Origin of the sequence: Pseudomonas sp. MS646 (assembly GCF_036693845.1) — a bacterium.
GTDB classification, from domain to species: Bacteria; Pseudomonadota; Gammaproteobacteria; order Pseudomonadales; family Pseudomonadaceae; genus Aquipseudomonas; species Aquipseudomonas chlororaphis_E.
The window spans coordinates 4,516,221-4,528,492 of the sequence record NZ_CP144763.1; the positions used below are offsets into that span (position 1 = coordinate 4,516,221).

Genomic DNA, 12,272 nt, shown 5'->3' on the forward strand with positions numbered 1-12,272 from the left:
CTTACATAGAAGGCCATTCACGTACCGTTGAACAAGGAAGTTCACCATGGCCGAGGTTACCCCGCCCCACTCCGCCCCTGACGACCACGGTGTCGTTGTCACGGACCTGGGTCTGCACACGAATGAACACAGCCCCCAGACACTCGATTTTCGGGCAGCCGATACGACGCCGCCCAGCCCCGAAGACGCCCACAGGCACGCCCAGCTCAAGGTCGTCGATCAACTTTACGGCCCGCTCCACATCGGCTCCGTAACCGTCACCCGTTCAGCCCTGGACGCACTGGGTGCGACGACCGATGGGCAGCCGCTGAACGGTGACAACACGTTCTTTCGCATCCCCAGCCGCTTTTTCCTGGATTCACTGCAGCTCGACCCGGATGCCCTCGAAACCCGCCTGACACTCACCGCCGATGCCAACGACTATCGCCTGCCCACCCTGCTCTTCGAAATGGCCAGCCTGCGGTCCCGGGCCGCGCGCCCATTGCTGGGGCAACCCAGGCAAATCCAGGTTGAGCCGGGCAGCAACCGGAGTACGCTGGAGCGGCTCTTGAAACTGGCCCAGAACCTCGACAGCCGTGGCCTGGCGCAACAGTCGCTGAGCTGGTTGAGCCAGACCAAGAGCCATGTGCTCATTCCTACCGGCCTGGGCCTCCAGGCTTTCGGTATCTATAGCGGCCTGCGAGGCCTGCAAGACGCCATCCGCGACCAGGACGCCTACCAGACGCTGTTCAACGGTGCCAGCGTGAGCGCCGAGGTGGCGTCCATCGGCGTCGAGGCACTGGTGACCCGACAAGCCACCCAGATGATCAAGGCCGGCCAACGCTCTCTGGAGGACTTCGGCAAGACCATGTTCGCCATCCGCCTGGCCCGTGGAAGTGGCCTGATTGCCAGCGTACTGACCCTGCCTTTCGACATCATCGCCGCCGTCGACGCCTTCAAGACCGCCGCCTCCGCCACCGGCAGCGAGGCCACCGATCACTACGTCAGCGCCGCGTTGAGCGTCACCAGCGCCGCCATGGCCGTGACCCTGGGTGTCGCCGCGCTGGCCGGGTTCACCTCGGCCGGACCCGCGGGCCTGGCCGCAGGGCTGATTCTGGTGGTTGGCTCACAAATCTGGGGCGCCATCCGTCAAGTCGATGAAATCGACGACTACCTGCAGCTCACCGTCCATGAACGCTTGCGTACGGGCTGGTTCGCCTTCTGGATGATCAGCCCGGATGACGAAATCCGTGATCGCTACCTGGTCGCCAAGGCCACCGCCGAGCACACCCAACGACTCCAGGCCAACGCCTTGAAGCTGCTCAGGGGGCCGTTGAAGGACAGTACCGAGGCAATCGTGAACGGCACGTTCACCGTGGAACTCGAACCGGTGACCTACAACACCTGGAACTGGTGGACCGGCAAGCGCCAGCCGGCGACGACCGTGCGCCCGCGGATCCAGGACAGCGATGACACGATCGATGCACGCGACGGCGTCACCGCCGAGACGCCCGGTGCCGTCATTGAAGCAGCGGAGGATCACAAAGGCATTCATTGGTACATCGGCGGTGGCAACGACACCCTCCTGGGCGCAGAAAACAAACCCAACGTGTTCCATTACGCCAGCGGTCTGAAAACGCTGACCGGCGGGACGAAAGATGACGTGTTCATTTTCGAGGGCTCGCCGCAGATCCTCGCGCAGGAACCGGCGCCTTCGCCCAATCGCCTGGTGGGCGGCGCGGGCAGCGACACGCTGATCCTGGCCGGCCGAAACAGCAACTCCCCGGCGCCGCGACTGGGTTATCACGTCGACCTGGAGGCCGGGCAAGTCAGCGTCATCGCCGGAGCGGCGAGCGGCGCCTACCGCGCGACCGTCCTGGAAGGCATCGAACACGTCGAGATCCGTGAGGGCGGCACCAGCGTCATCAAGGGAACGGCCGGCTCGAACACCCTCAAGTCCCGCGGCCACGATTCAATCGAGGCCGGCGCCGGGGATGACCGGATTTTCATCCTCGGCGCCAGCAACCGCAACGCAGATGGCGGCCCGGGGGCCGACGTCTATGCCATCGCCCATCGCCCCGGCCATGTCTGGATCAGCGAAGACGGTGTGGACCACAGCATCATCGCCCTGGACTGGCGCGCGGACCTGATCGAAAGCTGGGCCATCGAAGCGGGCAACCTGGTGATGACGGCCTGCTTCGATGCAAACGACTGGGACGTTCGCACTGTGACCGTCAACAATGTCTACAGCGACACGGCCTACCCAAGGGCACTGCAAAACAGCCGGCTGACCTTCGTCACCCAGGACGGCTTCCATTGGGTGCCCGACCTGCCCGACACCCTCGAGGATGGCAACCGGCTCGCCGTCGAAGCCATCATGGTGCAGCAAGGCACACCGCGAAACCCGAGCATCCTGAATGATCACAGCGAGCTGTCGATCGCCCACGACAGAGACACCAGCCATTACGTGTCCCGGCGAGTGGAGCTCACCACCCTTAACGTCAGGCACAAAAGTGACTGCTCCACCACGCTTCACCTGGACTACAGCCACGCGGCGTTGACCCGGATCGAGGCCCACTACAACGCCCATGTCACCCAGGACGACGAAGGGGACAGCGTCAGGTACGGCGAATGTGGCCTGACGCTGCACTTTGGCAAAAACCGGGTCGTGCTGAACAATCTGGCCAGTTCCGACGAGCGCTACACCGCGCGCGACAAGCCAACCGGGCGCCGGGCCTTTTCCGCCCTGGTGTCGCAGCACGTGTTCATCCTGGTCATGAATGACGGCGCGTCATACCGCCTGGCCCAACCCACTCCCGACTACGGCCTGTTGCTGGACAAGCGCTTCATCCACAAAGCCCCCGTGAGCTGGAAAACCGAAGCGCCCCAGGCGCTCACGCCCACCCGAAAGCGTTACGCCTACCTCCAACCCCTGGATAAAACGCCCCATTACATGGGCCACCGGGCGACCTGCGCCAAGCTCACGGCCTCTGCGCACCAAAGCGGTGTCGAAGTCCTGATCGGCCAGGGCGCGACGTACCTGGTTCACCTGAGCCCGAACGTGACGCTGCGCCTGTCCACGCCGGGCGCGCTGGCCAATGCCAACCCCCGCTTGCCCCATGCCTCCACCTGGGAGCTCGATGCCACGGCCCTCGGCCAGGTCGAGATCACCCTCGCGTCCAACCGGTTGCACATCGGCGCAACGGTCATCCATCTACCTGCCCATGAAGCGCAAGACCTGGTCGACCGGATACGGGTGATTACCGCGCAGGGCGTCGTCTATGGCGTCGACAGCCTGTTCGAGCGGGTCTACGTCGAATCGCTGGATGGCCGCTACCTGGCGCCCATGATCGATGCCGACGCGCCATTGCCTAGCGAACTGGCCAAGCTGTCGTCCGAGTCCTTGAAGGTGTCCCACATGGCCCTCAAGGACGGTTCACCCGGCACCTTGAGTTATCACCTTCAGGCTCGTCAATGGCGCCTTGATACGGACCCCTCGCGGGTCATCACGGCGCATCAGCTGAAAAAGACCGAGCTGTGCGACCACCATCTCCAGGTCTATCAGGACCTCGTCCGCGAAGGCCTCAGCCAGCACCCACCCCTGGGCGACAACGCCCTGCGCCTGTTGCGGGAACAGTGCGTGAAACTGGTGGAGGGCTTCACGCTGAGCAGGTCGCTGATGCTGGCCTACGCCGTCAGCCTGAGCCCGACGTTCGGCGCAGAACTCCCCTATTCCACCTGGGTTCGCACGCTCGATGCGGTGCTATCCGAGCAATCGCCGTCTTGATGCGGATTTTGCCGAAGGTTCGTTCGAGCGCCATATCTATGTAGTGCACCCGCCTGCTCTTTTTCACTGAACATCTTCAAGGCCCCAGCCTGTCAGCGCGACAGGCCGCAGGCTCGACCATTTTGTTCAACTCAAGAGCAGACACATTCCATGAGTCCAAAACGCCCTATCCGGCCTACGGTGCCAGGCCAACCGCCCGAAGCGCCCCACAGCCAGCGCGACACGCAGGCACAAACATTGCCCAGGAACCCCGTCAGGGGAGATGGCGTTGAGACGACCTCCAGTTCGTCATCGGGAAGCGACACCCAGGCGCCAGAGCCTCTGCACAGCCCTGTCCATCTCTCCGACATCAGTTCACCGGCGCCCGTCGACACGCTGCCCGGCGCCCTGTCGCTGGACCCCTACTACCTTTCGCCGGAACTGGTGCCCCTGTTATCAGCGCCCGACGCCACCTCGGGCATCCGCACATTCAGGACACGCACGTACGTCGAACTGGAAGAAGGCGGGACGGTGCTGCTGGGCCACGATGCCGAAGGCCACCACAGGGCCCGCTCCAGCGCCGAGCTGGTCGCCTCCGGGCCACGCCTGGAACAAGTGGCAGGCAGCCTGCTGTGGCGGCGGGTTGCCGTTGCGGTCGAGTCGGACAGCAGCGACGCCTCGCTGACCATGACCTTGCACAGCCTGTCGGACGATGATTCATACGAAGCGACGGCGCCCAAGCGCCAGCGCACGACTCCGGCACCGACACCGCAAAACGAAGCCAGCGTAGAACCCCCGCCAGTGTTCAGGCCGGAGTGGGCGTTCAAGCCAACGCTCGCACTGCCCCAGTTCATCACCGTGAGCGGTGTCCACTACAAGGTGATGAGCCGCATGGACGCGCGGGAATTCCCGATCCTGTACATCCAGCCGCCCCTGCATCCGGCCTATGATTTCGATGTGCTGGAGGCCATTCTCAGGCACACGCCCGAAGAACAGCCCAGGGCCGTGATACGTGTTCCGCCGCACGATCACTGGGAAATCGACGCCCGGCTGCCGTTCGAAAAAACATTGACGGCTCACGTCAGGGACATTTTTCCGGAGGTCACCACCGTTACCCTGGAAAACATCGCCAGGAGGCAGTTCGAACTGGCCAACAGCTCCCCGTATGCCGACGCCGCAGGACTGACCGCTCTGCGGCAGATTTTCCACAGCTGGAAACACGCCACTCCTTCCCCTCACCCGCAATGGAGCGATCCGTTGCTGATGCTGTCGACGCTTCCCACCACGGCAGGAATCACCAACACCTCCCGCGCCATCGACCTGCCCGCCCCGTCCTCGACAGGTGCATTAAACCGGCTGGACTTCGACCCCATGCGGTTCAGGCAGCAGTGGGAATACTTTCTCTCGACCTACTCGACCATAGACTTCAAGCGCTTCATGGCCGGCCTGTTGACCCGCAATGGTTACACGGTCATGGAGCCCAACAACTTCAACAGTTTTCCGGCATTGGTCTTTCGACGCACGGGGCACGACTATCTGTTTTTCATGAGCCTGCACCGCACCCGGATCCCGAAGCTGTCCTTGCCCACGCACAACAACCCCAACACAACCGGCATGAACCTGGAAACCCAGGTCGGCGACGCCGCCGCGCAAGCCGTCAAGGACGCCCACGAGGCCAACAGGATCGTCTGGCTCAAGGGTGGTTCGCAGATCCTGCCAGGCGTCGCCGACACCGTCTTCATCATCCGCGATGACAACGCCCGGCTGTAAACCTGCAAGCAAAAAAAAGCCCGCAGTGTGGGCGGGCGAAAAACCAGGGAAGCTACATGCGCAATGGCTTCCAGGACCAGGCTGCTGCTTGGGGTCAGCTGCCTCGATAAGTTGAATAGGCATACGGCGAAATCAGCAGGGGCACGTGGTAGTGCTCCTGCTCGGCTGAAATGCCGAAGCGCAACACCACCACGTCGAGGAAAGCCGGATCGGGCAGTTGCACCCCCCGGGCGCGGTAGTAGTCACCGGCGTGGAACTGCAACTGATAGACCCCCGAACGGTAGTCATCCCCTTGCAGCAGCGGCGCGTCGCAACGGCCATCGCTGTTGGTCAGCGCGCTGGCGACCTGCTGCAGGTGCGAGCCTTCCACGCGGTACAGTTCAATCTTGATCGAACTGCCCGGGCAGCCATGTGCAGCATCCAAAACGTGAGTAGTCAAACGTCCCATTGATTGTGCGCGCCTCGCTGCAGGGCAGTCCGGCCCGACGCCTCCTGATCGGTTGAAAGACAGGCCGCACCGTTTCGGAGCACGAACGGGCGCGGCGATGAGCGAATTAAGACACTTTAAAAGAAAATTGTACACAATAAAAAACAGAAACTTTTCCGCCGACTCCATCGTCCCTGGGTCCGCGCCAATCTGCCGCCAAACCAGCAGATACGCTAAGCTTCTATCGGTTAATTGACCAAACGGGCAGATTTCTTGCAGTGTAGGCCTATACCGGGCAAGTGCGAAAATTGCGAAAATTCAGGCTTACAAACTGCACATAAAGTTGTATACAATCACTCCATCGTCGTGACGCCAGCCCAAGATCCATCACCGGGGCGCCACCTACATGGTTCGAACAAGAAGGAAGACTGCAGTGAGCGCTGACTACCCACGCGACCTGATCGGTTACGGCAGTAACCCTCCCCATCCCCAGTGGCCGGGCAATGCCCGTATCGCCCTGTCCTTCGTCCTCAACTACGAGGAAGGTGGCGAGCGCAACATCCTGCATGGCGACAAGGAATCCGAAGCGTTCCTGTCGGAGATGGTCGCGGCGCAACCGCTGCAGGGCGAGCGCAACATGAGCATGGAGTCGCTGTACGAGTATGGCAGCCGTGCCGGTGTCTGGCGGATCCTCAAGCTGTTCAAGTCATTCGACATCCCGCTGACCATCTTCGCCGTGGCCATGGCCGCCCAGCGCCATCCGGACGTGATCCGCGCCATGGTCGCCGCCGGTCACGAGATCTGCAGCCATGGCTACCGCTGGATCGACTACCAGTACATGAACGAAGCCCAGGAACGCGAGCACATGCTCGAAGCGATCCGCATCCTCACCGAAATCACCGGCGAACGTCCATTGGGCTGGTACACCGGGCGCACCGGTCCCAACACCCGTCGGCTGGTGATGGAAGAAGGCGGTTTCCTCTATGACAGCGACACCTACGACGATGACCTGCCCTACTGGGAACCCAACACCCCCAACGGCAAGCCGCACCTGGTGATCCCGTACACCCTCGACACCAATGACATGCGCTTCACCCAGGTGCAGGGGTTCAACAACGGCGACGACTTCTTCCAGTACCTCAAGGACGCCTTCGACGTGCTGTATGCCGAAGGCGCCGAAGCGCCGAAGATGCTCTCCATCGGCCTGCACTGCCGCCTGATCGGCCGCCCCGCCCGCCTTGCCTCGCTCAAGCGTTTCCTCGAATACGCCAAGCGCCACGAGCAGGTCTGGTTCAGCCGCCGCGTCGACATCGCCCGTCACTGGCAACAGGTCCATCCCTGCCCCGGCGCATCGAAGCCAGGAGCGTCGAAATGACCGCGTTCCAGACCCTCAAGCCGTCCACCCTGAGCCGCGAAGCCTTCATCGAGGCCTTCGCCGACATCTATGAACATTCGCCATGGGTGGCCGAGAAGGCGTTCGACCTGGGCCAGGATCCGTCGATCGACCAGATCGAAACCCTGCACCAGCGCATGAGCGACATCCTTTTGAGCGCCGATCACGCCAGCCAACTGGCCCTGATCAACGCTCACCCGGACCTGGCCGGCAAAGCGGCCGTCCAGGGCCAACTGACCGAAGCCAGCACGCATGAACAGGCCGGCGCCGGTATCCACCAATGCACCAGCGAAGAGTTCCAGCGCTTCACCGAGCTGAACGACGCCTACAAGGCCAAGTTCAGGTTTCCCTTCATCATGGCGGTAAAAGGCAGCAACCGGCACCAGATCCTCGCGGCATTCGAAACGCGCATCCACAACCCGGTAGACACCGAGTTCAAGTGCGCGCTGGCGGAGATCAACAAAATCGCGTTGTTCCGATTACTGACCCTTTAGCGAGCAGCCACCTCCAGGGCTTGCAAGCATCCCCAGCCAACTTATTCAAAGGCAGACAAGAAGAATGAAAGCTTACGCCGTACCTTTCGAGAAGTTCGTCAACCTGGCCGACGCCCGTCTCGGCACCAAGATCATCTCGGTCACCGACGACTGGTTCGCCGACGCCAATCGCCTGTTCCAACCGACCCCGGCCGTCTGGAAAGAGGGCGTGTTCGATGACAATGGCAAATGGATGGACGGCTGGGAATCGCGTCGCAAGCGCTTCGAAGGCTACGACAGCGCCGTGATCCGCCTGGGCGTGGCCGGCACCATCAAGGGCGTGGACATCGACACTTCATTCTTCACCGGCAACTACCCGCCGTCGGCATCCCTGGAAGCCTGTTTCCTGGCCGAAGGCGAGCCGGACGACAACACCCAGTGGACTGAAGTGCTGTCGGCCGTCGAACTGCAAGGCAACAGCCACCACTACCACGAGATCAGTAACGACCAGGCGTTCAGCCACCTGCGCTTCAACATCTACCCCGATGGCGGCGTGGCCCGGCTGCGGGTCTACGGCATTCCGCATCGCGACTGGTCGGCGGTGGGCGACAACGAACAGATCGACCTGGCCGCCGCCCTCAATGGCGGTCGCGCCCTGGCCTGCTCCGACGAACACTTCGGCCGCATGAGCAACATCCTCAACCCAGGCCGTGGCGTCAACATGGGCGACGGCTGGGAAACCGCCCGGCGTCGCACCCCAGGCAATGACTGGGTGATCGTCGCCCTGGGCCATGCCGGCATCGTCGAGAAAGTGATCGTCGACACCCTGCACTTCAAGGGCAACTACCCGGACAGCTGCTCGATCCAGGGCGCGTTCGTCAAGGGCGGCACCGACAGCCAGATCGAAACCCAGTCGCTGTTCTGGCGCGAACTGCTGCCGAGCCAGAAACTGGAAATGCACGCCGAACACACCTTCGCCGAGCAGATCAAGGCCCTGGGGCCGATCACCCACATCCGCCTGAATGTGTTCCCGGATGGTGGGGTGAGCCGCCTGCGCGTGCTTGGCAAGGTCGCGAAGTAAACTCCGCACCCGTGGCGAGGGAGCTTGCTCCCGCTGGGTTGCAGGGCAACCCCAAGCTTTGAAAAGGGATTGCTGCGCAGTCCAGCGGGAGCAAGCTCCCTCGCCACAAAAGCTGAACCAACAACACAGAATTTTGGATTGAGAAAACCAGCATGCGCACACTCAAGATCGAACCCTTGACCAAAGAAGCCTTCGCCCCGTTCGGTGACGTGATCGAAACCGACGGCAGCGATCACTTCATGATCAACAATGGTTCGACCATGCGCTTCCATCGCCTGGCGACGGTTGAAACCGCGCTGCCGGACGACAAGGCGATCATCAGCATCTTCCGCGCCGACGCGCTGCAGATGCCGTTGACCGTGCGCATGCTGGAGCGTCATCCGCTGGGCAGCCAGGCCTTCATTCCGCTGCTCGGCAACCCCTTTCTGATCGTGGTCGCGCCACTTGGCGATGCACCTGTATCAGGCTTGGCCCGTGCCTTCGTCACCAACGGCAGGCAGGGCATCAATTACCATCGCGGCGTCTGGCACCACCCGGTGCTGACGATCGAAAAGCGGGATGACTTCCTGGTGGTTGATCGCAGTGGCACAGGCAATAACTGCGATGAGCATTTCTTCATAGAGGATGAGTGTTTGATCCTCGATCCCCACCAATAAGAGAAGCGTCCGATCACGCGAAAACAAGCGTGACGGGCGAGAGGTAAAGACTGTGGAAGCACATATGCTGGAATGGCTGAACCTGAGCGTTCGCTGGGTTCATATGATCACTGGCGTGGCCTGGATCGGCGCGTCGTTCTACTTCGTCTGGCTGGAAAACAACCTCAACCGCGTCAACCCCAGGAGCGGCCTGGCCGGCGACCTGTGGGCCATCCACGGTGGCGGCATCTATCACCTGGAAAAATACAAACTCGCGCCACCGGCCATGCCGGACAACCTGCACTGGTTCAAGTGGGAAGCCTACTTCACCTGGATGTCGGGCATCGCGCTGCTGTGCGTGGTGTTCTACTGGAACCCGACCGTCTACCTGCTGGCACCGGGCAGCAGCCTGAGCGGCCCGCAAGGCGTGGCCCTGGGCCTCGGCTCGTTGCTCGCCGGCTGGTTCATCTATTCGTTTCTCTGCGACTCGGCCCTGGGCAAGCGCCCCGCCCTGCTCGGCGGGATCCTGTTCGTGCTGCTGATCGCGGCGGCCTATGGCTTCAGCAAGGTGTTCAGTGGTCGTGGTGCCTACCTGCACGTCGGCGCGGTGATCGGCACGATCATGGTCGGCAACGTGTTCCGCATCATCATGCCGGCCCAGCGCGCCCTGGTGGCCGCCATCGCCGAGAACCGCACGCCCGATCCGGCCCTGCCGGCCAAGGGGTTGCTGCGCTCGCGCCATAACAACTACTTCACCCTGCCGGTGCTGTTCATCATGATCAGCAACCACTTCCCGAGCACCTACGGCAGCCCATACAACTGGCTGATCCTGGCCGGTATCGCCGTGGCCGCGGTGTTGGTGCGTCATTACTTCAACACCCGCCACGACAGCAACCGGTTTGCCTGGACGTTGCCGGTCGGCGCCCTGGCGATGATTTGCCTGGCGTATGTCACCGGGCCCAAGCCTCCATCGAGCGCCCCGGAGGTCGCCAAGGCCCCGGCGACCATCGAGTATCAGCCACTGCCGGAAACCGCCGTGGGCGGGGGTGCCAAGCCGGCGACCACGCCGGCCGCACCGGCGGCACAACCTGCCCAGGCCTCCAACGTCCAGGGCCCGTCGTTCGAGAAGGTCCACAACGTGATCCAGGAGCGCTGCTCGGTCTGTCACTCGGCCAAGCCCACCAGCCCGTTGTTCAGCGCGGCACCGGCCGGGGTGATGTTCGACACGCCGCAGCAGATCAAGGAACAGGCCGCGCGCATCCAGGCCCAGGCCGTGACCAACCAGATCATGCCCCTGGGCAACATCACCCAGATGACCCAGCAGGAACGTGACCTGATCGGCGCCTGGATCAACCAGGGCGCGCAGACCCACTGAAGACCGCGCCACGCGATACCGCTGACGGGCAGCCGGCACACGACCGGCCGCCCGCCAGCGACGGCCTGCCTCAACAATAAAAACAAGAGGAAAGCACCGGATGATCCAACCCTGCCTCCCTGCCCCAGGCCCGTCGTCCAGGCGCCGCCGCACGGCACTTGAGCCCGTCGAGACAAGCCCGTATCCTGCGCGCCCGTTCGACCCCGAACGCCTCATAACAATACTCAGACCCTGACCCACACGCCCGCGTGTTCCAACGCTGCGCGCAGGCGTCCTGAAATCCCTTTTCGACTGTTGCAACACGGCTGATCGAGCCTTCGCCGCCATGGCGGAACAGGCACGACGCTCGCTGTCAGCGCTTCTCACGAGCAAAAAGCTGACCGAACGGATGTTTTAATTCCGTGAAAAAAGGCGCCACACCAGAGCGCTGACTGAAAAAAGCGGTACCAACTTACCTTTGGGAGCAAACCGAATGAAACGCACGTGCACCAGCCTGATCGTCACAGGATCCTTGCTGGCCGGCGGCCAGGCCATGGCCGACGACCTGTTCCAGTGGCAGAACAACAGCCTGACCTACCTGTACGGCAAGGATTTCCAGGTCAACCCGCGCATCCAGCAGACCGTGACCTTCGAGCACGCCGATGCCTGGAAATACGGGGACAACTTCTTCTTCCTCGACCGGATCTTCTACAACGGCAAGGAAGACGGCCAGGCGGGACCGAACACCTACTACGGCGAGTTCAGCCCACGCCTGTCGTTCGGCAAGATCTTCGACCAGAAACTGGAACTGGGCCCGATCAAGGACGTGCTGCTGGCGATGACGTATGAGTTCGGCGAAGGCGACAACGAGTCCTACCTGATCGGCCCGGGCTTCGACCTGGCGATTCCCGGCTTCGATTACTTCCAGCTGAACTTCTACAACCGCCAGACCGAAGGCCCACGCGCCGGCGACAACGTCTGGCAAATCACCCCGGTCTGGGCCTACACCCTTCCCGTGGGCTCGTCCGACATCCTGATCGACGGTTTCATCGACTGGGTAGTCGACAACGACCGCAATTCCAAAGGCACCTATCACGCCAACCTGCACATCAACCCGCAGATCAAATACGACCTGGGCAAGGCCCTGAAGCTGGGCGACAAGCAGTTGTACGTGGGGGTGGAATATGACTACTGGAAGAACAAGTACGGGATCGAAGACAGCGAAGGGTTCAAGACCAACCAGAGCAACACCAGCTTTTTGCTGAAGTATCACTTCTGATATTCAGCCCGCAGCTAATCCCCCTGTGGGAGCGGGCTTGCTCGCGAAGACGGCAGCACATCCGGCCTGGATGCAAGCTGACCCGACGCTTTCGCGAGCAAGCCCGCTCCCACAG

The 12,272-nt window shown here is 62.3% G+C and carries 9 protein-coding genes; 8 read left to right on the top strand and 1 reads right to left on the bottom strand.

All coding sequences use genetic code 11. From position 1 onward, the window contains the following. Window positions 1-46: 46 nt before the first annotated feature. Together V3H56_RS19785 and V3H56_RS19790 are read left to right on the top strand one after the other, a co-directional pair. A complete protein-coding gene (locus V3H56_RS19785) occupies window positions 47-3,766 on the top strand; it encodes a calcium-binding protein (protein ID WP_053007381.1) in 3,720 nt (1,239 codons plus the stop codon). Window positions 3,767-3,916: 150 nt separating this feature from the next. Further along, window positions 3,917-5,515: a hypothetical protein gene (locus tag V3H56_RS19790; protein ID WP_338473782.1), complete on the top strand. Its 1,599-nt coding sequence runs from the start codon at window positions 3,917-3,919 to the stop codon at window positions 5,513-5,515. Window positions 5,516-5,609: 94 nt separating this feature from the next. On the opposite strand, the gene uraH is transcribed toward V3H56_RS19790, so the two are convergent. After that, entirely contained in the window at window positions 5,610-5,963 is a 354-nt protein-coding gene (uraH, locus tag V3H56_RS19795; RefSeq protein ID WP_042732411.1) for a hydroxyisourate hydrolase, read from the bottom strand. Between the two features lie 412 nt (window positions 5,964-6,375). Here uraH and puuE point away from each other — a divergent pair, with 412 nt between their 5' ends. The 6 genes from puuE (at window position 6,376) to V3H56_RS19825 (ending at window position 12,157) form a co-directional block, all read left to right on the top strand. Continuing rightward, complete coding sequence (gene puuE / locus V3H56_RS19800) at window positions 6,376-7,317, top strand: allantoinase PuuE (RefSeq protein WP_042732410.1); 942 nt, start codon at window positions 6,376-6,378, stop codon at window positions 7,315-7,317. Continuing rightward, window positions 7,314-7,829 (top strand): 2-oxo-4-hydroxy-4-carboxy-5-ureidoimidazoline decarboxylase, encoded by a 516-nt coding sequence (gene uraD, locus V3H56_RS19805; RefSeq protein WP_042732409.1) that lies wholly within the window; start codon window positions 7,314-7,316, stop codon window positions 7,827-7,829. The genes puuE and uraD overlap by 4 nt, the downstream gene beginning before the upstream one ends. Before the next feature lie 64 nt (window positions 7,830-7,893). Continuing rightward, window positions 7,894-8,889 carry an allantoicase gene (gene alc / locus V3H56_RS19810; RefSeq protein ID WP_338473783.1) on the top strand — a complete coding sequence of 332 codons (996 nt, stop codon included), beginning with the start codon at window positions 7,894-7,896 and terminating at the stop codon, window positions 8,887-8,889. A 152-nt stretch (window positions 8,890-9,041) separates the two neighbouring features. Next, a complete protein-coding gene (locus tag V3H56_RS19815; RefSeq protein WP_053146020.1) occupies window positions 9,042-9,545 on the top strand; it encodes an ureidoglycolate lyase in 504 nt (167 codons plus the stop codon). 52 nt (window positions 9,546-9,597) lie between these two features. Next, window positions 9,598-10,899, top strand: a complete 1,302-nt coding sequence (locus tag V3H56_RS19820; RefSeq protein ID WP_123578376.1) for a urate hydroxylase PuuD — start codon at window positions 9,598-9,600, stop codon at window positions 10,897-10,899. Between the two features lie 472 nt (window positions 10,900-11,371). After that, complete coding sequence (locus V3H56_RS19825; protein WP_338473784.1) at window positions 11,372-12,157, top strand: outer membrane protein OmpK; 786 nt, start codon at window positions 11,372-11,374, stop codon at window positions 12,155-12,157. Window positions 12,158-12,272 lie beyond the last annotated feature (115 nt).